Below are 22,270 nucleotides of genomic sequence, written 5' to 3'. Positions count from 1 at the left end.
TTGTCTGTCGTGTGGATTGTCTCAAACGTAATGCAGGAGGTCACAAGATGAAAGGAAAGATCGCGGTTATTGTTGTGATGGCGGCAATCCTGGTCTCGTTGTCTCAGGCCAGGGTGTTTGCCGATGATGAGGGCGGAGAGACGGCCTACCGTTTTGATCCGTTGACCCAGACCAGCCGTGCCTTGGAGTTTAAAAACACCTTTGATGGGTATAAGCTGTATAAAAATAATTGCAAAAGCTGCCATTTCAGGGGTAACGAACGGGGCGCTCGGTACATGAATGAGGATTCACGGACCATGATGGGCTGGAACGCCGTATTTTACAGAAAAAATGTGCGATGCGCCAAGGATGGTTCCTGGGCCAAGCTTTCCCCGGAAGAATTGATGTATATAAATGATTATCTTTACAGCAAGGCCTATGACACCTGGGATCCCAGGTCCAACAAAAGCTGCGGCTGATAAGCCCCGGCTGCTCCCGGTCCGGGGGCGATAACAATCAGAGTCTGGTGAAACTCCAACTCAGCGGCTGGCCGTTCTTGTAAGGAAGATGGCCATGGAAGATGCGGGGGTCGGAGTCAAAAACCAGAGGCAGAAAATAGCGGTCTCCTTCCCACATCGGCAGGAGATGCAGGTGAGTAATGGGGTGCCAGGCGAGCACCCCTTCTTCATTCTTAGGGAAGGGTGTGCCGTGGAAGCGGTCGATCCGGAAGATAAAGCCCAGCCAGTCTTCCCCCTGCGGACCGAAGCCGGGCCAGTTGATGGTTCCGCGCAGCAGGATTTCCTCGCAGTCGATCCCTGCCTCTTCCTTGATTTCCCTGGTGAGGCAGGTAAGAACATCCTCGTCCGGCCGCATTTTGCCGCCGAGCCCGTTGTATTTGCCGAGGTGGGCATCAGTCGGACGGGCATTACGATGGACAAGAAGGGTTTGGGTTCGGTCTGGAGACAGTATGTAGCCAAGGGTGCCGATGATGGGGGTGTAGGTCATATCCGTCCTGTTGCCGGGAATAGAGCGAAAAGGTTGAAAATATTTTTGTTGAAATCGCAAGAAGCCGCGATTACAACGGTTGTTGCTTTGTAACCCTTTGATTTTGTGTTACGGACATGTGTGCTTCCCCCTTTTTTCCGTGTCTGTCATATATGTCTCTTTTAAAATCCAGCATGATTCTATACCATGAATCCATGCTGGGGAAGAGGTGCGTTCGCTCTTGCCGCAAGCCGGTGCTAAAAAATAATGTGGGCATTTCGTATCACCAAAACGGCAGCAGCGTCAGGAGCCGTAAGGAAACGACCAGAATTGTACAGGTTATTTTTAAAACGGCTCCTAAAATATCGGAGTAAAAATGGCAATCCTTATTGTTGACGATATTCCTGTAAACCTGATGCTGCTCGAGGAGATGCTCCAGCAGGAGGGATATGCGGATTTGTATTGTGTGCGAAGCGGTCTGGACGCCCTGGAAATGTTGGCCTCAACCGAGGAGGCCGAGGCGGAGGAGAAAAGGGTCGATCTCATCCTCATGGATGTCATGATGCCGGGTATGGACGGCATAGAAACATGTCGACGGATAAAGGCGCAGGATGGGCTGCGGGATATTCCGGTGATCATGGTTACGGTCCGCGATGATGATGAAGCGCTTGCCCAGGCTTTCGCCGTGGGCGCGACAGACTATATCATCAAGCCGGTCAAGGAGATCGAGCTGATGGCCAGGGTTCGCGCCGCCCTGAAACTGAAGCGGGAAACCGATCGGCGCAAGGCCCGGGAGCAGGAGTTGGTCGAACTTACCCGCCAACTGGACATCATGAACCGCCGCCTGATGCACATGGTGCCACGCGACAGCCTGACCGAGGTGGGCAACCGTCGGTATTTTGATGAAATCCTGGGGCGGGAATGGAATCGAGCCCGGCGGGCGGCGGTGCCACTTTCCCTGCTCATGGTGGATCTTGATGATTTTAAAAAATTTAACGAAATCCATGGACGGGACAAGGGCGACGAATGCCTGCGGAAGGTGGCCGACGCCCTGCGCTGTGTCCTCAAGCGGGCCGGGGACACCGTAGTCCGCTATGGCGGGGAGGAGTTTGCCGCCATCCTGCCCAACACCCCCAATGGGGGTGCCATGGTCGTGGCCCATGAATTTCTCGAGCAGATGGCCGCGCTGGCTATCAGTTATGCCGGAGCGCAAACCGGGGAGATTTTGACGGTGAGCATTGGTTTGGCAACTGCCGAACCGTGTCGTGGCTCGGACATGCAGAGTTTGATAATTGCCGCGGACGGCGCGCGCTATCTGGCCAAAAGTGAAGGTGGTAATCGGATCAAGGTGGCCCTTGATTGCCGGTAATTTGTAACACCATTGGTGTGAGGAGGATGATGATGAAACAATGCAGCCTGAATGATTTTATGGAAGAACTGAAGCCCTGGCTCGACACGAATCACATCCGAAGCGCCGAGTGGAGTGGTGGGGACCAATTGATCATTCATTTCCTGGATGGGATGAAAAACGTCTATCTGATTGATGATTGTAACGAAAAACAGATTCGGACAGTTGTCAGCGCTCTGAAGAAAAAGGGGATAGTAGTAAAGGCATAATTTCAGGAGCCGAAAATAAATAGTCATCGCCGCTGACACTGCTATTTTTGAGCAACGGCTTAAGTATATCGTAGGTGCAGCATCGGACGAGTTTTTCATGATCCATGCGCTGGCGGAGGGGTATGGCTGAGGAAACGGCGGCAGAGACACAGAAGAAGTTTATCATCCTTAAGAACGCGGTTGAGAATACCAACGAGGCTTTTGTCACCATTGATGAAAGCTCCACGGTGATCTTTTTCAACAAGGCGGCGGAGAGGATGTTTGGATATGACCGGGAGGAGGTTCTTGGCCATGATCTGGGGAAAATTCTGACCACCATGTGCCGGGCGGGTCATGAGCTGGCGGTGGCACGCTACGTCCGAACCGGCGAGGCAACCTTGATCGGGCACGAAACGGAACTGGTGGTGGCCCGTAAAAACGGGGAGACCTTCCCTGCTTCCATCTCTTTTTCCGTGGCAGACATTGAGGGCCAGCTCTATTTTACCGGTCTGGTCAGAGATCTCTCCGATACCAGAAGTCTGGAGGACCGGCTTGCCCAGAACGAGCGGTTGGCCGCGTTGGGCCAGACCGTGGCCGAAATCAACCATGAGATAAAAAATCCGCTGATCATGATTGGCGGGTTTGCCCGGCAGCTCTTGAAAAAAGCAACGGCGGAGAAAGACCGGGCCAAGCTGACCATTATCGTCGATGAGGTCACACGCCTGGAACATCTGCTTGCCGGGTTGAAAGAGCTGTACAAGCCCCCGCAGCTTAATCTGGCGGGGATCTCCCTGAATGAACTTCTCGAAGAGGTTGTTGACCTGGCGCATTCCTATTCCGGTGGTAAGGGGATTGACATCCATTTTGTCCCCACCACCGATGTCGTGGTCGAGGTGGACCGGGAAAAGATAAAGCAGGTGTTGCTCAACCTAGTGAAGAATGGGATTGAAGCGACTCCGGCGGGAGGGAAGGTCGTGGTCAGCACCAGAGTGCAGGAAAAACTGGTGGAGGTTGACGTGACAGACACCGGGGAGGGGATTCCCGAGGAGATTAAAAAAAGGATCTTCCTGCCTTTCTTTACCACGAAAGAGCAGGGAACCGGCTTAGGTCTCTCCATCTCCAAAAGGATTATCGAGGATCACCCCGGTTGCTCGTTTCAGTTGGACAGCGAGGAAGGCAAGGGCACCGTCGCAACCATCGGGTTTCGTCGCGGCAAGGTGTAAAGTCTTCTCCGGGCGGCAGATCTTTAAGGCGCAGTTCCTGCCCGTGCTAATATGGCGGGTCGATTCATCCTCTTCCTCCGTTTGCTCCGGAAGGCCATCTCGTAACAAACAAAACCCAATCCATTCCGGTTCCGGGGTGTCAGGCCGCGATGCCGACGCGGTTGCGCCCGGCTTTTTTGGCTTCGAGCATGGCGGTGTCTGCCTGCTTGATAAGGTCGGCCAGATCAGGCGGGGTGGTTGTGGTCTCGGGGGAGTAGCACGTCACGCCGAAGGTGGCGGTGACCCGGATCTGGTGCTGGTCGGTGAGGCTGGTTTGGCTCTCGATGGCTTGCCGCAATCGCTCTGCCAGGGCGCCCGCCTGCTCCAAATAGGTTTCCGGTAAAATCATGAGAAATTCCTCCCCGCCGTAACGGCCGAGGATGTCGGGCTGGCGGCATTGCTCCTGGGCCGTGGCGCTGATCGTTTTCAGCACCGCATCGCCAGCCTCATGACCGTAAGTGTCATTAACCCGTTTGAAATGGTCCACATCAAAAAAGATACAGGAAAGGGGATGGCCATAGCGGGTGGCGCGATCGAGCTCCTCGCTGAGGCGGGTGAGTAGGAAACGGCGGTTCTTTAGTTTGGTCAGGTCATCGGTTATTGCCATTTCTCGGATGATCTCTTCAGCAGCCACCAGTTTTTTCTGGAGTGTGACAACCAGGCGGTAGACGATCCCCAGGAAAGAAGTCAGCGTCACCGTGAACAGCAGGCCAAGGAGCAGTTTGTGCAGCATCTGGGCCCGGACCATCTCATCGATATTGAAGCGGACGCTGATGCCGCCACGGACATCGCCAAGCTGATATCCCTGCGCGGCATGGCAGGCGAGGCAGGGCTTTTCAACGAAGAGCGGCGCCATGTAGCGGTAATAGGTAGCGCCATCGTTTTTTTCCTTGCTGATCGCCTCTTTTTTCCCCTGGGCGAAGCTCATGAGCGCCTGTTGTTCAAAGGAGTCCGGTTTATTGTTGGGGTTGAGCGGTTTGAGGCTGGTGATGTGGAATTGGAAAGCGCCTTCACGGGCGGCGATTTCCGAGATTTCCCTGGTCATCAGGGCGGGGTTTTTCTTGGTGTAGATCTTGCCGTTGCTGGCTGTGATGTCGGGGTTCAGGAGGTAGGGGTTGGACTCCATGCCCGGTGTTTTTTCGACAAAAACGCCGCCGTGCAGGGCATTCCATTTACGGGCAATGATGAGGCTGTTGAAAAGTGCCTGGCCCCGGTTTTTGAGTCCCTGTTCGATGGTATTCTGGTGGTTGAGGAAAATGCCGGTGAAGAGGGCGGAAATGAACAGCAGAATGACCATGCTGATATTAAGGGCAAATAGTTTCCAGGGTGACTTGTGAGCTGATTTCGGTGGCGGCATGATTTTCCTTCTATCTGAAATGTGGGGCGAGTTCCACCGAAATATTACCGGCCACCGGAGTTTTAGGGCCTCGTTTAGTCTTGTTCTGTAAACCGTGTTTGCCAGCAAGATGGGGGCTCTGGTCCCCCTTGGCAGGACTCTCCTGAATGAAGCTAAAGGGTTCAGGGGTGTTTTGTCGCGGTAAGCTCCGAGTAGGAAATTACCTTGTTGCGGCCTGTCTTTTTGGCCTGGTAAAGGGCGCGGTCGGCAAAAGCCAGGAGATCTTCAGGCCTTTGCGGGGAGTGAGCCCGGGTCGAGGCCAGACCGATACTGATGGTGACCCGCATGGCAACATCCTTATCCTGGTGGGTGTATTCCTGAGCCCGGGCGCGGATACGTTCGGCAATGCTTGTGGCGCCTTCCAGATCGGTATTGGGCAAGAGGATGGCAAACTCCTCACCGCCGTAGCGGGCCACGGTGTCCGTGGCCCGAGCCTCGCTCAGAATCTGTTCCGCGGTTCCTTTCAGCACCAGATCGCCAAAGGGATGGCCGCAGGTATCGTTAACCTCCTTGAAAAGATCAAGGTCGAGCATCATGCAGGACAACTCGGTCTGGTGGCGTTGGGCCAGGAGAAATTCATGGCGGAGCATTTCCTGGAAGTAGCGATGGTTGTAAAGGCCGGTCAGGCTGTCGCGGCTGGTCTGTTCGCGGAGCGTCTTGTTGAGGCGGCTTAATTCGTGGGCCACCGAGGTCATGCGGTTGGCATGGGAGATGAGCAGGCGGAGCAGGAGGGCGGTGATGCCTGCGGTTATTCCGCCGACCAATAGATGTTCCGGGTCAAAATAGGGAATGTTCGGATGCAGGAAATAATCGATGACCGGACTGATATTGGCCATGAGCAGCACAATGGCCAGATAGATCAGCAAACGGATCATCTGTTGGCGCATGGTTTCCCCTCTTTCCTGAATCCCTCTGTCCAGCTTGGATTTCGTATCTAAATTAGATAATAACCAGGAAAAGCAGGAATGTACAGCTGTCGCTGTTTTTAAAATTCTTGAGCGAGGCGATTGAGCAAGCGGCGGTGGGGGGCAGGAAAGGCGTAATTTTCAAGGTCATCCGGGATTGCCCAGCGGTATTCCTGGGCGGCGTGCAGAAACGGTTCTGTCCCGCTGCCCTGTAGGCGGCAGTGATAGCAGTGGAGCGTGATCCTGTATCTGGTGAAACTGTGCTTGATGGTGGCGATTTTTTTCAAATCGTGGATGGCAAAGCCGGTTTCCTCCCGATATTCCCGCACGAGTGCCTGTTCCGGGGTTTCGCCCTCTTCGATTCGCCCGCCGGGAAGTTCCCAGAGATTGGGCCAGACATCATCGGCCAGACGCTTCTGGATGTAGATCTTCCCATGGTGCCGCAATACCCCGCTTACCATGGTGATGGGGATGATCTCCCTTGGTTTGCCGGCAACCGGTCTCTCGCTCACCACTCCTTGGGCAAGGGCCTCGCAGTGGTCGCGAATCGGACAAATATCGCAACGGGGAGAACGGGGTAGACAGACCAGGGCGCCGAGCTCCATGAGTGCCTGGTTGAAAAACCGTGCCTTGCCTTGGGGAATAAGCTCGGCCGCCTTCTGCCAGATAAAAGCGTGGGTAGCCTTTTCCTTGACCGGCTCGGCCAGGTTGAAAAGCCGCGCGAACAACCGCTCCACATTGGCGTCCACGATGGGGTGGCTTTGGTTGAAGGCCAGGCTCATGATCGCCCCGGCGGTGTACCGGCCGATGCCCGGCAGCTGAAGCAGGGCACCATGGTCTTCCGGCAGGGCGGCGTCATGTCGGGAGCAGAGCAGCTCTGCGGTCTTGAGGAGGTTTTTGGCCCGGGAGTAATAGCCCAAGCCTTCCCACAACCGCAGGACTTCCTGCTCCGGTGCCGCAGCCAGGCTGGCAATATCGGGAAAACGGTCGAGCCAGCGGTTGAAGTAAACCACTACCCGATCCATCTGGGTCTGCTGCAGCATGATCTCTGAAACCCAGATGTGGTAGGGGAGATAGGTGCACCGCCAGGGGAGCAAGCGGCCATTTTTGGCAAACCAGTGGAGCAGGGCATCCTGGAGGGTAGGCGGCATGGGCGGATCTGCTCAGGTTTCTTTTAACAGGCGCAACAGATCGGCGGGATTCATGGCGTGGCTGACATCGGTGCCTTCCAGCAGGCTGTCCGCCAGGGCTCTCTTTTCATGGTGGAGATGGACGATTTTTTCCTCGATGGTGTTTTTTGCCACCAGACGATAAATAGTCACCGGGCGCTGCTGGCCGATGCGATGGGCCCGGTCCGAGGCCTGGTCTTCCACGGCGGGATTCCACCAGGGGTCCATGTGGATCACGTAGTCTGCGGCGGTGAGGTTGAGGCCCACCCCTCCGGCTTTGAGGCTGATGAGGAACAGGTCGCCGTGCCCCGCCTGGAACTCCTGGACCTGGCGCTGGCGTTCCTTGGACGGAGTGCTGCCGTCCAGGTACCTGTAAGGGATGCCCTCTCGGTCGAGATGTTCGCGGACCAGGCTTAAATGATCGACAAACTGGCTGAACACCAGGGCCTTGTGCCCGTTTTCCCGCAATTCTTCGACAAGCTTGGCAAAGAGGGTGAGCTTGGCGCTGGGGATGTCCGTCTCGGGCAGGACCAGGCGGGGGTTGCAGCAGGCCCGCCGCAGTTTCATGATCTCGGCCAGAATCTGCAGCGAGCGTTTCCCCGGCGGGCCGCCGGTCTGGCGCAGGTTTTCCAGAGCTCGCTGCCGCAGGGCCAGATAGAGGGCCGCCTCCTTTTCCTCCATCTCCACCTGGAGGAGAATCTCGGTGCGCTCGGGCAACTCCTCCAGAACCTGTGACTTGAGGCGGCGTAGGATGAAGGGGTTGATCAGTTTCTTGAGCTTTTTCCGCGCCTCCGGGTCGTTGCCGCGCTCGATGGGGATGGCAAACCGCTGGTTGAACTGGTTCAGGGAGCCGAGAAGCCCGGGATTGATGAACTGAAACAGGTTCCAGAGCTCGGTGAGGTGGTTTTCAATGGGGGTGCCGGTGGTGACCATCTTGAACTTCCCCTGCAAGAGCATGGCTGCCCGCGAGCGTTTGGTGATGAAGTTTTTGATGGCCTGGGCCTCGTCCAGAATGATGGTCTCCCAGTTTCGGGTGGCCAGAAGTGCTGATTCCTGCTGGAGCAGACCGTAGCTGCAGATGAGCAGGTCGAAAGGGCCAAGCTCGGAGAGCATTTTTTTTCGCTGGCGGCCGCCGAAGATAACGACCTTGAAGGTCGGGGCAAAACGGCTTGCCTCCTCCTGCCAGTTGGGGCAAACCGAGGTCGGGGCCACCACCAGGGTCGGTCCTTGGTCGGCGCGGTCAAGGGCCAGGGCCAGGGCCTGGATGGTCTTGCCGAGTCCCATGTCGTCCGCCAGGCAGGCCCCCACCCCCCAGTTGGCCAGGCGGGCCAGCCAGTTGAAGCCGGTCAGTTGATAATCCCGGAGCACGGCCTTGAAGGTGGACGGCAGCTTGGGCTCGTATTCTTGGGCCTCCTTGAGCCGTTTTTGCTGCTCTTGCCACCGCTCGTCCGTGTGCAGATCGCCCACCCCGTTGGTGAAATCCTCCAGGGCCAGGGCGGCAAGAGGGTGGAGGCGGATCGTGGTTTTTCTCAGTTCGGCAAAGGCGGCGATCTCGTCCAACCGCTTGCGCAGCTCCCGGGACAGGGCGAGGAAATGGCCATGCCCTAGGGGAATGAAGCGGCTGCTGTTGGTCTGGGCCAGCTCAAGCAGGGTGCGCATGTCGAGCACCAGGGATTCGTTGAGCTTCAAGGTCCCGCTCATTTCAAACCAGTTGTTGCGTTCCTTGACCGTGAGCAGAAACTGGTTGAGCTCGGCGGGCGGGCTTACTGTGAGCCGTTCCCCTTCGGGCCATTCGATGATGACATCATCCGGCAGACTTTGCAGCTCCAGGAGGAGTTGCAGGCATTCCTCCGGATCTTGGAGCAGCCATTCCCGCTCCAGGTCCGTGCCCTTGGCCAGCATGGGACAGGATTCTTCGACAAATCGGGCGTTTTTTTCTTCCAGCTCCAGGTCGCGTTTTGTCTGGATGCGGGTGCCGCCGCTGTGGGCGATGATGGTTTTCGGGCCTTCCCCAGGTCTCTGGTATGGTCCGTCGGGCTGGAGCGGTCGGACGAGCATGGCCAATCTGAACCCAGGCCCGTAAGGCAACAGTTGCATGTGGATGCGCGAATCCGCTGGTGCCTCGGCAATGCCCACGGATTTGCCCTCGATGGTCGAGTGCACGGTCATGAAAGAGGAGATGTTGCCCAGGGTGGCAAAAAGTTCGTCCTTGCCGTCAAGCGGGACACTCAAGCCATGGGGACCGATAACCTGGGCCACCCGGCGATGGTCCCCCGCGATGGGGAAAACTCGGAAACGGGCAGGGGTTTCCCGGACGACTATTGCCTCGGTGCTGTCGGGCCAGGGCGAAAACTGGATCAACAGGGATTCACCTTGCTGATCAACCCGTAGCTCCGGTTCGCCTTGCAGGATCTCCACCGGGGTTTTTGGCGAGCCGGCAAGAAAGGCATAGGGGTGGCCGATGAGCATGAGCAGGGCATTGGGCATGGCAAAGCGGAAGTAAACGCCCCGGCTGTCTTTTTGTTCGGTGATGGTTTCGCAGGCCAGGAGATCCTGGGGGCTTAAAAAGGAGGGCTTGTTTTTGCGAAACAGTTTTCTTAAGGCCACGGATCTGCCCTTGGTCCATTGGCCGCGGGCGGTGAGATTCTGAATCTTTGGCGTCAGGGAGATGACCCCATCCTGGCTGCGGTAATCAATCATCCAGGCCAGTCGTGAGGTGGTTTCCGGCTTGTTGGGCGGGTTCAGGGCAGGGGCCGAGCTGAAACTGAGGGCGCGCAGGGCGCGTTGCCATTGTTCCTCCGGGGTAATTGCGGTTGTCAGGGCGCAGGCTTCGTTCAGTTCGGGGGTGCTGGGTGGGGCGGACGATTTTTCTCCAGCCAGGCGTAACAGGGAGGTGTATTCACGGGCAAGCCAGAGATAGCCGTGGGCAGCGGCTTTTTTTTGAAAGGCCTTTATCTGCGGCAGGCAGACCGGGCTGGGTTTCCCTTCGATCCAGTAAGTGACCAGGGCCAGGAAAAGTGTGGAGATGCTGTGCGGCCTGGGCAAAAGGCTCACTGCCGTGAGCCGGTCGCGGGCCAGATCGAGCCGGTTTTCCCTCGCTTCCACCAGGGCAAGGAGGAGGGTGTAGGCGGGGAGAAAGAGGTTGTGGGGTTGAACATCCTCGATATCCTGGACAATATCCCTGACTTGCTGGTGGGTGGTGTAATCCCCGCTTTTGAGCAGGGCCATGAGGTAGAACAGCCCTTCTATCCCGGTGAAATAGGCCTGTTCGTTTTGGTTGGCCTTTCTGATTTTGGCGAGGTCTTCTTCGTAGCAGAGAATAGCGGAAGTTGTTTCCCCGGCAAGAAATTGCTGCCAGCCCAGCACCCCCAGCGGCGCCGCCTGTTGCTGGTTGGTGCTAAGCCAGGCGGTGGCTGCCCGGGTCTGTCCCCGGATGAGCAGATGGGAGGTGAGCAGATAGGAGAAGGGCTCGCGGTTTTTCGCGGGTAACCCTTTGAAAAAACGCTTGTTTTGCAGGTATTCCAGGGGCAGGGTTATTTCCGTAAGATGGAGCAGGCCGTCTAAAAATATCTGGTGCAGGGCGTAGAGCTGGACATGCAGGGGAAGACCGGCAAACCATGGCGGGTCAAAAGGGGTGTTACAGAGTGTGAGCAAGGGGTTTTCTGGAAAACGGTCGGGAAACTCTTCCTGGAGTTCGAGAAGGCGGAGGAGATTGTGATTGTATCCGGTTTCATCCGTGGTCAGGAGGCTCAGGCGAAGATCGCGCAGGCTGCGGTGCCACAGAAAGTCCGGCTCGGGATTCTCTTCCGGCGCCGGGGTCGGCCAGGCCTGTTTGATGGCTCCGGCCAGGGCGGGGAAATACGGCTGCTTCCGGGCATCGTGGGCCACGGGTTCAAGAATTTCCTTGCGGCTGGCGCAGCCATTTTCCAGAAGATTTTTTTCCCTCAGTTCGGTCAGGGCGGCCAGGAGATTTTTTTCCGTGGCCGTGGGCCAGATTCGGCTAACGGTGGGGGAAAACAGGCAGGCAACCAGGGCGGCTTCCCGGACCGGCTCTTCAACCAGAGCGCAGGCTTGCATGGCGAAGCGGGCTTTGGGCGACAAAGACTGGTAGGCAGCCCAGAGGTTCTGGTTTTTTTGTGAGGGGCTCATTGGCAAGGTGGCGATCCTAAGTACGGAGGAAACTGTTGAGCTTGGCGACAAGGGCGTCTTCGGGCAAGGCCCCGACCACCTGATCGACAACCTGGCCGTTTTTAAAAAAAATAAGGGTGGGAACGCCCCGGATTCCGTAGCGTCCGGCAATGAGATGATTCGTGCTGGTGTCGATCTTGGCGATGATCGCCCGGCCAAAAAACTGTCGCGCCAGTTTGTCGATGACCGGAGCCAGGGTTCGGCAGGGGCCGCAGTTTGGCGAATACAAGTCGAGCAGCAGCGGCAGATCTGCCTCGCGGATCACCTGCGCAGCGTCCTGGTCGGTAAGCTCAACCGGCGTGGCGTAACCGGCCATGGGCAGCGGGGTCTGGCATTTGCCGCAGCGCGGGCCACGGTGTTGTTTGCTGGCGGCCATTTTATTCTTGGTCTTACAGCTTGGACATGCAACAATCAGGGTGTTCATGGTATGATGCCGATCAAGAAAGATAAGGGATAATAAGGTCGCCGCGCATGCAAGTTCATTTTTTAGGGGTTGGCGAAGCCTGCGACCCGGAACGGTTCAACACCTCGCTTCTGGTTGTGAGCGGGAGCAAAAAGCATTATATCCTACTTGACTGCGGATTTACCACCCCCCATCGATATTTTGCTGATTGTTCCAAGCCAAACCAGCTTGATGCCCTCTGGATTTCGCATTTTCATGGAGACCATTTTTTTGGAATCCCCCTGCTGCTCCTGCGTTTCTGGGAGATGGGACGAAGCAAACCGTTGTTGTTGGTCGGGCCGCCCGGGTTGGAGGAGAAGGTGGAAAAAATCCTTGATCTGGCCTATCCTGCGTTTCGGGAGAAACTGCAGTATGCTTTGCAGTATCGCGAGATAGAGGATGGCGGCTCTTTTCAGGCAGCCGGGTTTTTCTGGCAGGTGGCTGCCACGGAGCACTCGCAGCCCTGCCTTGCCCTTAAGTTGAGTGCCTGCGGAAAATCGCTTTTTTACAGCGGGGATGGGCGGCCAACCCTGGGATCAGCCAGTCTGGCCAAGGGATGCACCTTGATGGTGCATGAGGCCTATCGGGTTGTCGGTGAGACCGCCAACCACGGCAGTCTTGCCGAGTGTCTCGCCTTGACGCACCAGGCAGGCTGTGAAAAGCTGGCAATCGTACATGTCGCCCATTATGAACGGGAACGGGAAAATACGAAGATCCAGCGGCTTTTGCAGGAAAGCGGTTTATCGGGGGTTTTTTTGCCGGAACCGGGAGAGCAGCTGAGTCTTTAATCGATATTCAACAATGGGGAGCCCATGATGGAGCAGGATGTAACCGTGGAGAAGTATGGGATTCAGGAGGTGGCTGCCTGGCTGGTGATCGTCGTGCTGATCACGCTTATCATCAAAACGCTTTCCTTCCTCTTTATTCCCCTGAGTGTGGCCCTGCTCATTTTTTTCGCCTTGGGGATGCCCCTGGAGTTTCTCCGGCGGCTCGGGGTTCCTGGCTGGCTCAGGATTCTCCTGGTGGTTTCGCTTGTTTTGGGGAGCATCTATCTGATCGGTTGGCTTGTGCAGGCAAATGTCCTGGAGTGTGTCGCCCAGATGCCGGTTATCGAGGAGCGGCTTTTGGGACATGCTGCAAGTGTCTTGCAGTATTTCGGTATGTCGGTGGAGCAGGGCAAGGAGATGATGGCGGCCTTTTTCGGCCGGATGGACGGCAGAAAGCTGGAGCCGTTGGCCCCGTTTCTTCAGGCCGCAGGGGGCTCTTTTTTTCATTTTCTGGGCAGCACAGTCTGGGTGGTGCTTTTTTTGATCTTTATGCTGGCCGAGTGCGAGGGTCTGCAAGGCAGGCTGCACAACGCTTTTGGTTCACGGCGGGCGGAAAGAATCATCAAGGTCGGCGGCCGGATCAGTATGGCGGTCGAGGAGTATTTGGGGCTCAAAACCCTGATCAGTCTGCTGGTCGGAGGGCTGACCGCCATCACCCTCTGGCTGTTCGGCGTCCAGTTTGCCCTGTTGTGGGGCTTGCTCACCTTTCTGCTCAATTTCATCCCGAACATCGGCGCTCTGATTGCCACAGTCCCTCCCGTGTTTGTGGCACTTTTTCAATTCGGCTCCTTGAGTCTGGCATTGTTCGTCACCGGGGTGTTGGTCTCCATTCATCTGGTGGTGGGAAATTATTTGGAACCAAAGATCATGGGCCGCGGTCTTGATCTCAGCCCCCTGGTGGTGTTGTTTTCCCTGGTCTTCTGGGGCTGGATGTGGGGCGGGGTCGGCATGCTGCTGGCCGTGCCTATTACCGCTGCGGTCAAGATTGCCATGGAGGAATATAAGCCAACCCAGGTTGTGGCGAAAATGATCAGCGAGGAATAGTGGTATTTTTTTGCGGAATGATTAATTTGTAAGGCATCTGTCTCGCAACTTCAAATTATTTAGGCAAGGAGAAAATATGTACAGCAGCAACAATGACAGAACAATGGTTATTGACCAGTCCCGCTCCCAGGCGGCAACCCTTTTCTTGGCCAAGGTCTTCAACTGGATGGCCATCGGCCTTGGTCTCACCGGGCTTACCGCCTTACTGGTCGCCAGCTCTCCGGCCATGCAGCAGGCCATCTTCGGCAACAAGATCTTGTTTTATGGCCTGATTTTTGGCGAACTTGGCATGGTGATCTATCTCTCCGCCAGGATCGAACAAATGTCTGCCCGCATGGCGACCAATCTTTTCCTGGGCTATTCCATCTTGAACGGGGCGACCATTTCCGCCATCCTTCTGCTCTATACAGGCGCCTCCGTCGCCACCACCTTTTTTGTCGCGGGCGGCATGTTCGTTTCCATGGCGATTTACGGCACGGTGACCAAAAAAGATCTCACCAGCATGGGCTCCTTTCTATTCATGGGTCTGGTGGGCATAATCATCGCCTCGGTGGTGAATATCTTCTTGGGCAGCTCCATGGTTTCCTGGGTTGTTTCCGCCATCGGCGTGATTGTTTTCACCGGCCTTACCGCCTATGACGTGCAGAAGATCACCCGGATTGGCTCAGGCGGAATCATGGAGAACGGCCAGGCTGCGATCCAGAAAGGCGCGATCATGGGGGCCTTGGCCTTGTATCTCGACTTTGTCAATCTGTTCCTCATGCTGCTCCGGTTCCTGGGGGACCGCCGTTAACCTTTCTTCCCCTGCGCTATCGGTGATAGGAAAAAGCGATTGTCCGAAGCGGCAATCGCTTTTTTTTTCGATTTGAATATGCTCCTGGGCTGCGTTACCGTGAGAGGCCGCTTGCGTGTGGCAGCGGCTTGCGCTAGGCAACAGGGAAGGAACTTTTACCCGAGAGGAAAAGATTCATGCGAAATGTGGAAAATCTATGGTTGCGCGGGAAGAAAATCGTCACCGTGCTGATGTGTGTGGCTGTATTGACGGGAGTCGGGGGGTGTGCGAGTCAGGCCGGGGATAGCCCCCAAAAATCCGGGGGCGGCTGCCTCAGTTTTTTACAGTTGTTTTCATAACCCCTGTTTTCTGGGGGCAGAAAGATGAAAAAATCCGGCCCGGATATTTCCGGGCCGGATTTTTTTGTAGGGATCAGGAGGTGAGCCCCCGATAGATCTCGGGAATGCGGTTGGGGAGTTTTTTGACCTCGTCGATGCAGATATAATTCACCTCCCCGTACATGTGGGGGAGGTAGGCGTGGGCCTGCTTGTCAATGGTGATGCAGAACGGATGCACCCCCTGGGCCTTGGCCTCAATCAGGGCATGGCGGGTATCTTCGATGGCATAATCCCCCTTGTAGTCGTCATAATCCTCGGGCTTGCCGTCGGACAGGGTGATGAGCAGCCTGATTCTGGCATCGCTTTCGGCCAGGAGTCGGGTCAGATGCCGGATGGGAGGCCCCATTCGCGTGTATTCCTGAGGGGCGATGGCGGCAATCCTCCCCTTCACCTCATCGTTGTAAGGTTCGCCAAGGTCCTTGATCTGAAACAGCTCGGAGCGCGTGCGGCGCATGCCGGAAAAGCCGTAGATGCCGTAGGTGTCGCCAAGAACCTCAAGGGCTTCACACAGGAGGATCAGGGATTCCTTGATGGCCGTGTTGATCCACCCCTCGGTGGAGGAGGACATGTCGACGAGAAAGAGGGCGCTGATGTTGCGTTTATCCCGGGCCAGCCGGATAAAGAGTTCCTCTGAGGGGGAAAGACCGGCCTTGATATCGGCTAGGGTTTCGATGAGGGCGTCGAGATCGATTTCGTCCCCATCTTTTTGCCGGCGGATAAAGCGTTCCTGATTGCGCATCATTTCGAACTGCCGTTTGAGCCGGGCCAGGTGGCCGCGGTATTTGGCCAAGGTGTTGCCGACAAAGGCGCCCGTGACCGGGATGATTTTCTTGATGGCAAGCGAGCACCAGTTTTTGCGGAAGCCCGAGCGTCGGTAGTCCCACTCGTCATAGATAAAGAGGTTGGTCCCGATAAGAGCCTCGCCCTCCTGGGGCGCTGGCGCGCTTCCCTGGGCCAGTGCCTTGCCCGCAGACTGCCTGGCGCTGGAGATATACTGGGATGGAACCTGGCCGAGATCCTCGACGATCTCCCGGGCCAGTTTTTTGAGTGTGTCCGGCAGGTCGATCCGGCTGTCGTCGATGGTGATGAATTCAAGGGTTTTTTCTTGTGTTTTTTCCGCATTCCGCTGCTCTTTCCCGGCCCCGTCGGGCGAGATAATCATCGCAGTCTGGCCATCAAGTTCAGGAAGATTCGCGCTTTGGGCTTCGTGGCTTTCTTTTTCGGGGGGGGCATCCGGGGCGGCATGCGCTTTGATGACGGCGGCGAGCGCTGCGATGAATTGTTCCTTGGCCGCCGCTCTTTTCTTCCGCTGGACCGCCAACACCTCGGCCGGACGCAACACTCCCTGGAAGATTATGGGCGGGCAAGGTTCTTCGGTCCGGTCACGGAACCAGTCATAGGCCTCCGCTACAAAACAGGCAGAGTCATGGTTGGTGGCGTCATCTTGAAATAAGGCGTTAAAAAGGCCGATTACGGGCGTGGTCGCGGGAGGCTCTTCTGTTGAGTTCTGTTCGGCATGGAGGAGGATGCTCCTTTGCAGGTCTCGGGTGGAGCCCTGTGCGTCCAGAGGGATGGTCCGGTAAAGGGCCTGGAAGAGCGGGATGCTTTCCCGCATGAGGCCCGGAAGCCTTTTTTTGAGAAAGGAGGTGGCCCGGGCTGTTTCGCCAAGGTGGAAAAGATCGGCCGCAAGGGAGGGTTTTGGGAAGAGGTTGAAGAAAACGCTGGGGCCTGTGAATTCTGGGGGCAAGATGGTGTGATACTGTTTTGTCGCGGCGGTAATCGCCGGGGAGTCCTCAGGGAGATGGAGCGAAAAAGTGCCGATGGCGGAAAAGGCCCATTGGAAGGAGATGATGAGTTTGTAGAGCAGGAAATTGTCTGCCCGTTTGGGAAAGATGGCAATTCTGGGGGGAAGATAGATTGCCGCGGTGTCCGTGTAGATCTCCTGGCCGGTGCTCAGCTCCAGCGGGTGTTCGGCAAGTCCGGTGGCATAGGGTTGCAATCTGGCGCTGATCTCGGCGAGGCTGATGCCTTTCTCGCCCCGGATCGGGCAGAGAAAGGTTTCCTCCACCCGCTCCAGGAGTTGCCTGGCCTGGTGGAGCCCCCCGGATTCATAGGCCGCCAGGATGGCCTTGACCCAATCACCAAGTTGGGAGTGGTGCAGGCAGGTAAGCCCCTTTGCAACCGCATGGAGGAAATTATTGCACAGGGCATGGCTCACCGGCCAGATTGCCGTAATCTGGCGGAAGATTTCGTTCAGCGCCGCATCGGGCAAGCCCTGCAACGGTTCGGTTATCTCTTCGATTTCCCAGTCGTTGAGAATGTCCGGCAGGACAGCCTGGGCAAACCTGGTTTTGAGTTCGCGTGGGTCCAGGGGGATCACCTGCGTTTTAAAAGAGGGAGCTGGTCATTTCCTCGAGGGCGGCCAGCATTTCATGGTCATCGGTCAGGGTCTCCGTGATCGCGGCTTTGCAGGCAGTGCGCGGGGGGATTCCGCTCTTGATGAGTTTGCCGGCATGGATCAGCAGCCGGGTGCTTGCCCCTTCCTGTAACCCTGAGTCTTTCAGGCTCCGGGTCATGGCGGCCAGCCGGACAAGTTTTTCCGCAATCGGTTGTTCGATGCCGGATTCCTCCCGGACAATGCTGGTCTCCAGTTCGGCCGGGGGGTAGTTGAATTCAAAGGAAACGAAACGCTGGCGGGTGGACTGCTTGAGATCCTTGAGAACACTCTGGTAGCCAGGATTGTAGGAGATGGCCAGCATGAATTCGGGCGGGGCGGTCAGGGTTTCCCCCAGTTTTTCAATGGGCAGCTCCCTGCGGTCATCGGCCAGGGGATGGATAACCACGGTGGTGTCCTTTCTGGCCTCAACGATTTCGTCAAGATAACAGATGGCTCCGGCCCGGACCGCCGTGGTGAGAGGGCCATCCATCCAGACCGCTTCGCCGCCTTTGATGAGAAAGCGGCCGATCAGGTCGCTGGTGGAAAGATCGTCATGGCAGGACACGGTGATGAGCGGGCGAGCGAGTTCCCAGGCCAACCGCTGCATGAACCGGGTCTTACCGCAGCCGGTTGGGCCTTTTAACAGGATCGGCAGCTGATTGTTATAAGCGGTTCTGGCAATGAGCAGTTCATCCGCCTGCTCCAGATAGAATGGTTTTTCTGTGAGAACGTCTTCGGTAATGGCGATGTTTTTCACCTGTTTTTTCCCTCCTTGATAGAAGAAGAGTAAGAACGGTTTGTGCTCGGGGCAAATGAAAATGTGACGGACTCGTAAAAAAGGAAAAAAGTTGCCGGTCCGCAACATAAAATCAAAGGGTTACATCGCAACAAGGATTGTCATCGCCGGTTGTCGCGGTTTTAATATAATGGAGGGCCAGGACAAAATAACTTGCCGGTGGTCGCCGGTGGGGGTAAGGAATGGGAAATACGGTCATGGTGGTTCATGGTCAATGAAACGGGAAGCTGGTTCTTTCGAGTGGGCGAAGGACGGGGAAGCACGGTCACAGGAGCAGGGGATGCGCAGTGGTGAAAAAACGGAAATGGTATGAAAAATACCTGCCATTTGTGGCGAGAAGTCCGGAAATGCAGCTACGCTGGCTTGAATCCGCTTTTCGGAAAGGGGCCCTGACCCCCCATGAAATCACGCCATATATCAAGCTGTTCATGGCTCCGGATGGGGAAGGAAATCCGGCGCGGGTTCGCGGGCTGCTCCATTCGTTGAGCGGTAGCGCCATCGAGAAAATGTTGGGCGCTGCTGATATCTATGATGTCCCCGATCTTTTCAGGTGCGTTACCGAGCCCACGGTGTCGCAGGCGGTCATTGCGATCACCAAGGCGGTCCCTCCCTATGAGAAGACGCCGGAGATGGTGGTCGATAAGGTTTTGCAAGCGGTGTATGACTTTTCGGAGGAGCTTCTGGCCCAGGCTGCCGCGATGGTGGCGGGGAGTGCGGAAAGGCCCGCCCATTTCCAGGAGGCCTACGAGAGATTCAAGGAGATCAAGGAGGACGAGAAGCTGTTGAGCGCCCTGTATCCCAAGGCGATTTTGTAATTGTCCCGTGCCTGCTCAAAAAAAAAGCCCTTCCGGATTCGGAAGGGCTTTTGATGTTCTACAAAGAAGGGAGGATTATTTTTTCTTGCCTTTGGTGGCGGCGCGTTTGGATGCCTTCAAGGGGTTGATCTTGAGGGTGGACACGCTGATCTCGGGCTTCACATGGGTTGCAAAATTGCAAATCCCCAGACGCCATTTGGCTTCGGGCATGGTGTAGGTGACGCAATATTTCACGGCCTCGACCTCAATCGTGCGCTCGCAACCCTCACATTTGTCGATGATCTGCTGAAACTGGCCGGTGGTATATTTGCTGGTCATATCCTTGGGAGCCGCTTTTGCCATTGTCATCCTCCGAATGAAACCCAGGTCGGGAGTTGCTTCATCCCCTGATCGGGTGCTGTTTGTTTGGGTACTCAGGAAGCCGCCGCAATTCGGCGCAACATCTCAATAAAGAATCAGCTTATTTAAATTATCCCGCCTGCCGTGTCAATAAAAAAAGAAGAAGGGCATGCGACCTGAAGAGGTTCTCTTTCGGTAAAAATTATGGTCGATGCGAGATTTTCAGGCATAAATAAACGCTATCTATCTATTGTTTTTGGGAAAATCTTAAGATATAAGATAGAAATGCCGGTTTAATTTCAGCAAGAGAGGAATGGGATATGCCGTTTTATGTCTGGAAGGGCGTCAACTCCTATGGGGAAAAGCGCAAGGGCAAGATAGAAATGCCCAACGAAGCCATGGCGCAAGCGCATCTGAAAAAGATGCGGATAACGGTGTCCGTGTTGAAAGAAGCCCCCAAGGACATGTTTGAAAATATTGAATTCTTAAAGCCGAAAATAACCGGCAAGGATGTGGTTATCTTTACCCGCCAGTTGTCCACCATGATCGATGCAGGGTTGCCGCTGGTGCAAAGCCTGGAGATTTTAGGGGAACAGGTGGAAAATCCGTCTTTCAAGAAGGTGTTGCGGACAATCAGAACGGATGTGGAGACCGGCACCACCTTTGCCGATGCCATGAAAAAACATCCCACCTGCTTTGACACTCTGTACTGTAACATGGTGGAGGCTGGCGAGATTGGCGGTATTTTGGATACCATTTTGAACCGACTGGCGGCCTTCATGGAAAAAAACATGGCGCTCAAGAAGAAGGTGAAAGGCGCCATGACCTATCCCATTATTTGTATCTGCATCTCTTTTGTGGTTATGGCGGTGATGCTTGTTTTTGTGGTGCCGGTCTTTGAGAGGATGTTCGCGGATTTTGGCGGCGCCCTGCCGGTTCCGACCCAGATGGTTGTTGATATGAGTGCGTTTGCGCAAAAGAATTTTCTTTTTATCATCGGGGCGATCTTCGGTGCGATTTTTTTGGTGAAAAAGATATACAAAACAGAGAAGGGCCGTATTCAGATGGACAGAATGATGCTGAATATGCCCATTGTTGGCACTCTTGTGCGGAGAGTGGCGGTGGCCAAGTTCACCCGGACTCTTGGCACCATGCTGCAAAGCGGGGTACCGATTCTGGAGGCCCTTAATGTTGTGGCAAGAACCGCAGGGAACAAGATCATTGAGATGGCGGTGTTCAGGGTGACGGACAGCATCAGCGAAGGGCGGGCCATTGCCGAACCCCTGGAAGAGACAGGGGTGTTTCCCGGCATGGTGGTGCAGATGATCAATGTCGGTGAAGCCACCGGCGCCCTTGACATCATGTTGACCAAGATTGCGGATTTTTATGATGAAGAGGTTGATCAGGCCGTGGAAAATCTGACCGCGGCGATCGAACCGTTGATGATGGTTTTTCTGGGCGGCATGATCGGGGGGTTGGTTATTGCCATGTACCTGCCCATCTTCAGTATGGCCGGAGCAATTGGTGGTTGATTTTCAGGACGCATCCTGTATTGGTTTTTTAATCTGATTCGGAGGAAGAGATGGGCGAGATTATCGGTGTGTTGGGAAGAGAGGTTTTGGATTCACGGGGTAACCCCACCGTTGAGGTTGAGGTGTTTCTCGATTCCGGCGTAGTCGGTCGGGCTCTGGTGCCATCCGGCGCCTCCACCGGCACCCGCGAGGCCTTGGAGCTTCGCGATACGAAGAAAAAACGGTATCTCGGCAAAGGGGTGCTCACTGCGGTGGCCAATGTGAACGAGAAGATCGGCCCGGGCATCATCGGCCTTGATTCCACCCAGCAGGTGATTGTCGATCAGGCCATGCTGTTGCTGGACGGCACCGAATACAAGAAGAATCTTGGCGCCAATGCTATCCTCGGGGTTTCCATGGCCGTGGCCAAGGCTTCCGCCGAGGAGGTCGGCCTGCCGCTCTATACCTATCTTGGCGGGGTGAATGGTAAGGTGCTGCCCGTACCGATGATGAATGTTTTAAACGGCGGGGCGCATGCCGACAACAATGTGGATATCCAGGAATTCATGGTCATGCCTGCCGGGGCCAGCTCCTTTTCCGAGGCCCTGCGCATGGGGGTGGAAACCTTCCACAGCCTCAAGGCGGTGCTGAAAAAGGCCGGACTCCAGACCGCCGTTGGTGACGAGGGCGGCTTTGCCCCCAATCTCCGCTCCAACGAGGAGGCCATGGAGTTCCTGCTGGAGGCGATTGTCAAGGCTGGTTACAAGCCGGGCAAGGATATTTTTATCGCTCTCGATGTGGCGGCAAGCGAGCTCTATGACCCGAAGAAAAAATGCTATGTGCTCGCCGCAGAGAAAAAGGCCAACAAAACGGCGGATGAGCTGATCGCCTTTTATGAGGGTTGGGTGAAAAAATATCCCCTGGTCTCCATTGAAGACGGATTGGCCGAGGCCGACTGGGCGGGTTGGGCCAAGCTGACCAAGAAGCTGGGGGGCAAGGTGCAGCTGGTCGGGGACGATATCTTTGTCACCAATACCAAGATTCTGGCCAAGGGCATTAAAGAGGAGGTGGCCAACTCCATCTTGATCAAGCTCAATCAGATCGGCACGGTCACGGAAACCCTCGATGCCGTGGAGATGGCCCATCGTGCTGGATATACCTCGATCATCTCCCATCGTTCCGGCGAAACCGAGGACACAACCATCGCCGATCTCAGCGTGGCTTTGAACACCGGCCAGATCAAGACCGGCGCCCCTTCCCGGACCGACCGGGTCGCCAAATACAACCAGTTGCTGCGGATTGAGGATGAGCTTGGTGCTGCGGGCAGGTATGCCGGCAAAGGTGCCTTGAAATATATTTCTTGACAATTATCAGTTGGTTGAACATGTTGTGAGTCAATAAAGGAGGGGG

19 protein-coding genes are annotated in these 22,270 nt (G+C 55.9%); 10 read left to right on the top strand and 9 right to left on the bottom strand.

Going from position 1 to position 22,270, the window contains the following annotated elements; translation table 11 throughout:
* The first annotated feature begins 47 nt into the window (after positions 1-47).
* Positions 48-458 carry a hypothetical protein gene (locus tag ACZ46D_RS06675; protein ID WP_464926677.1) on the top strand — a complete coding sequence of 137 codons (411 nt, stop codon included), beginning with the start codon at positions 48-50 and terminating at the stop codon, positions 456-458.
* 37 nt (positions 459-495) lie between these two features.
* Here the strand turns inward: ACZ46D_RS06675 and ACZ46D_RS06670 are convergent, their stop codons facing one another.
* Positions 496-984: an NUDIX hydrolase gene (locus ACZ46D_RS06670; RefSeq protein WP_464926676.1), complete on the bottom strand. Its 489-nt coding sequence runs from the start codon at positions 982-984 to the stop codon at positions 496-498.
* Between the two features lie 355 nt (positions 985-1,339).
* Between ACZ46D_RS06670 and ACZ46D_RS06665 the strand changes: the two genes are divergently transcribed.
* The 3 genes from ACZ46D_RS06665 (at position 1,340) to ACZ46D_RS06655 (ending at position 3,782) form a co-directional block, all read left to right on the top strand.
* Positions 1,340-2,332 (top strand): GGDEF domain-containing response regulator, encoded by a 993-nt coding sequence (locus tag ACZ46D_RS06665; RefSeq protein WP_464926675.1) that lies wholly within the window; start codon positions 1,340-1,342, stop codon positions 2,330-2,332.
* 29 nt (positions 2,333-2,361) lie between these two features.
* The gene (locus ACZ46D_RS06660) at positions 2,362-2,580 is read left to right on the top strand and encodes a hypothetical protein (protein WP_464926674.1); all 219 of its coding nucleotides are present in this window, start codon (positions 2,362-2,364) and stop codon (positions 2,578-2,580) included.
* Between the two features lie 122 nt (positions 2,581-2,702).
* Entirely contained in the window at positions 2,703-3,782 is a 1,080-nt protein-coding gene (locus ACZ46D_RS06655; RefSeq protein ID WP_464926673.1) for a two-component system sensor histidine kinase NtrB, read from the top strand.
* A gap of 139 nt (positions 3,783-3,921) precedes the next feature.
* On the opposite strand, the gene ACZ46D_RS06650 is transcribed toward ACZ46D_RS06655, so the two are convergent.
* From ACZ46D_RS06650 to ACZ46D_RS06630, 5 genes are all read right to left on the bottom strand, one after another.
* On the bottom strand, positions 3,922-5,178 hold the full coding sequence (locus ACZ46D_RS06650) for a diguanylate cyclase (RefSeq protein ID WP_464926672.1): 1,257 nt from the start codon (positions 5,176-5,178) through the stop codon (positions 3,922-3,924).
* A gap of 161 nt (positions 5,179-5,339) precedes the next feature.
* The gene (locus ACZ46D_RS06645) at positions 5,340-6,104 is read right to left on the bottom strand and encodes a GGDEF domain-containing protein (protein ID WP_464926671.1); all 765 of its coding nucleotides are present in this window, start codon (positions 6,102-6,104) and stop codon (positions 5,340-5,342) included.
* A 98-nt stretch (positions 6,105-6,202) separates the two neighbouring features.
* A complete protein-coding gene (mutY, locus tag ACZ46D_RS06640) occupies positions 6,203-7,273 on the bottom strand; it encodes an A/G-specific adenine glycosylase (protein WP_464926670.1) in 1,071 nt (356 codons plus the stop codon).
* A gap of 12 nt (positions 7,274-7,285) precedes the next feature.
* Positions 7,286-11,440, bottom strand: coding sequence for a DEAD/DEAH box helicase (locus ACZ46D_RS06635; RefSeq protein WP_464926669.1), 4,155 nt, complete (start codon positions 11,438-11,440; stop codon positions 7,286-7,288).
* Positions 11,441-11,456: 16 nt separating this feature from the next.
* Positions 11,457-11,855, bottom strand: coding sequence for a thioredoxin family protein (locus tag ACZ46D_RS06630; protein WP_464926668.1), 399 nt, complete (start codon positions 11,853-11,855; stop codon positions 11,457-11,459).
* 95 nt (positions 11,856-11,950) lie between these two features.
* On the opposite strand from ACZ46D_RS06630, the gene ACZ46D_RS06625 reads away from it, so the two are divergent.
* The 3 genes from ACZ46D_RS06625 (at position 11,951) to ACZ46D_RS06615 (ending at position 14,585) form a co-directional block, all read left to right on the top strand.
* Complete coding sequence (locus tag ACZ46D_RS06625) at positions 11,951-12,709, top strand: MBL fold metallo-hydrolase (RefSeq protein ID WP_464926667.1); 759 nt, start codon at positions 11,951-11,953, stop codon at positions 12,707-12,709.
* Between the two features lie 24 nt (positions 12,710-12,733).
* Positions 12,734-13,792, top strand: a complete 1,059-nt coding sequence (locus tag ACZ46D_RS06620) for an AI-2E family transporter (protein ID WP_464926666.1) — start codon at positions 12,734-12,736, stop codon at positions 13,790-13,792.
* A gap of 76 nt (positions 13,793-13,868) precedes the next feature.
* Positions 13,869-14,585 carry a Bax inhibitor-1/YccA family protein gene (locus tag ACZ46D_RS06615; protein WP_464926665.1) on the top strand — a complete coding sequence of 239 codons (717 nt, stop codon included), beginning with the start codon at positions 13,869-13,871 and terminating at the stop codon, positions 14,583-14,585.
* 411 nt (positions 14,586-14,996) lie between these two features.
* Here ACZ46D_RS06615 and ACZ46D_RS06610 read toward each other — a convergent pair whose 3' ends face one another.
* Entirely contained in the window at positions 14,997-17,342 is a 2,346-nt protein-coding gene (locus ACZ46D_RS06610; RefSeq protein WP_464926664.1) for a nitric oxide reductase activation protein NorD, read from the bottom strand.
* 7 nt (positions 17,343-17,349) lie between these two features.
* Positions 17,350-18,147, bottom strand: coding sequence for an AAA family ATPase (locus ACZ46D_RS06605; RefSeq protein WP_464929261.1), 798 nt, complete (start codon positions 18,145-18,147; stop codon positions 17,350-17,352).
* Positions 18,148-18,485: 338 nt separating this feature from the next.
* Here ACZ46D_RS06605 and ACZ46D_RS06600 point away from each other — a divergent pair, with 338 nt between their 5' ends.
* Positions 18,486-19,010, top strand: coding sequence for a hypothetical protein (locus ACZ46D_RS06600; protein WP_464926663.1), 525 nt, complete (start codon positions 18,486-18,488; stop codon positions 19,008-19,010).
* Positions 19,011-19,085: 75 nt separating this feature from the next.
* Here ACZ46D_RS06600 and ACZ46D_RS06595 read toward each other — a convergent pair whose 3' ends face one another.
* Complete coding sequence (locus ACZ46D_RS06595) at positions 19,086-19,352, bottom strand: PxxKW family cysteine-rich protein (RefSeq protein ID WP_464926662.1); 267 nt, start codon at positions 19,350-19,352, stop codon at positions 19,086-19,088.
* A gap of 317 nt (positions 19,353-19,669) precedes the next feature.
* Between ACZ46D_RS06595 and ACZ46D_RS06590 the strand changes: the two genes are divergently transcribed.
* Both ACZ46D_RS06590 and eno read left to right on the top strand, forming a co-directional pair.
* Positions 19,670-20,881 carry a type II secretion system F family protein gene (locus ACZ46D_RS06590; RefSeq protein ID WP_464929236.1) on the top strand — a complete coding sequence of 404 codons (1,212 nt, stop codon included), beginning with the start codon at positions 19,670-19,672 and terminating at the stop codon, positions 20,879-20,881.
* A 50-nt stretch (positions 20,882-20,931) separates the two neighbouring features.
* Entirely contained in the window at positions 20,932-22,224 is a 1,293-nt protein-coding gene (gene eno / locus ACZ46D_RS06585) for a phosphopyruvate hydratase (protein ID WP_464929235.1), read from the top strand.
* Positions 22,225-22,270: the final 46 nt, after the last annotated feature.

The organism is Thiovibrio sp. Mzg5, assembly GCF_055379285.1.
Note: the sequence above shows the minus strand (reverse complement) of the source record. Positions and strands in the feature narration are given on the sequence as shown.

What these genes read in the sequence shown, in the direction of transcription:
- ACZ46D_RS06675 (WP_464926677.1), top strand. Translation starts at nt 48, where the DNA reads ATGAAAGGAAAGATCGCGGTTATTGTTGTGATGGCGGCAATCCTGGTC.
- ACZ46D_RS06670 (WP_464926676.1), bottom strand. Translation starts at nt 984, where the DNA reads ATGACCTACACCCCCATCATCGGCACCCTTGGCTACATACTGTCTCCA.
- ACZ46D_RS06665 (WP_464926675.1), top strand. Translation starts at nt 1,340, where the DNA reads ATGGCAATCCTTATTGTTGACGATATTCCTGTAAACCTGATGCTGCTC.
- ACZ46D_RS06660 (WP_464926674.1), top strand. Translation starts at nt 2,362, where the DNA reads ATGATGAAACAATGCAGCCTGAATGATTTTATGGAAGAACTGAAGCCC.
- ACZ46D_RS06655 (WP_464926673.1), top strand. Translation starts at nt 2,703, where the DNA reads ATGGCTGAGGAAACGGCGGCAGAGACACAGAAGAAGTTTATCATCCTT.
- ACZ46D_RS06650 (WP_464926672.1), bottom strand. Translation starts at nt 5,178, where the DNA reads ATGCCGCCACCGAAATCAGCTCACAAGTCACCCTGGAAACTATTTGCC.
- ACZ46D_RS06645 (WP_464926671.1), bottom strand. Translation starts at nt 6,104, where the DNA reads ATGCGCCAACAGATGATCCGTTTGCTGATCTATCTGGCCATTGTGCTG.
- mutY (WP_464926670.1), bottom strand. Translation starts at nt 7,273, where the DNA reads ATGCCGCCTACCCTCCAGGATGCCCTGCTCCACTGGTTTGCCAAAAAT.
- ACZ46D_RS06635 (WP_464926669.1), bottom strand. Translation starts at nt 11,440, where the DNA reads ATGAGCCCCTCACAAAAAAACCAGAACCTCTGGGCTGCCTACCAGTCT.
- ACZ46D_RS06630 (WP_464926668.1), bottom strand. Translation starts at nt 11,855, where the DNA reads ATGGCCGCCAGCAAACAACACCGTGGCCCGCGCTGCGGCAAATGCCAG.
- ACZ46D_RS06625 (WP_464926667.1), top strand. Translation starts at nt 11,951, where the DNA reads ATGCAAGTTCATTTTTTAGGGGTTGGCGAAGCCTGCGACCCGGAACGG.
- ACZ46D_RS06620 (WP_464926666.1), top strand. Translation starts at nt 12,734, where the DNA reads ATGATGGAGCAGGATGTAACCGTGGAGAAGTATGGGATTCAGGAGGTG.
- ACZ46D_RS06615 (WP_464926665.1), top strand. Translation starts at nt 13,869, where the DNA reads ATGTACAGCAGCAACAATGACAGAACAATGGTTATTGACCAGTCCCGC.
- ACZ46D_RS06595 (WP_464926662.1), bottom strand. Translation starts at nt 19,352, where the DNA reads ATGGCAAAAGCGGCTCCCAAGGATATGACCAGCAAATATACCACCGGC.
- ACZ46D_RS06590 (WP_464929236.1), top strand. Translation starts at nt 19,670, where the DNA reads ATGCCGTTTTATGTCTGGAAGGGCGTCAACTCCTATGGGGAAAAGCGC.
- eno (WP_464929235.1), top strand. Translation starts at nt 20,932, where the DNA reads ATGGGCGAGATTATCGGTGTGTTGGGAAGAGAGGTTTTGGATTCACGG.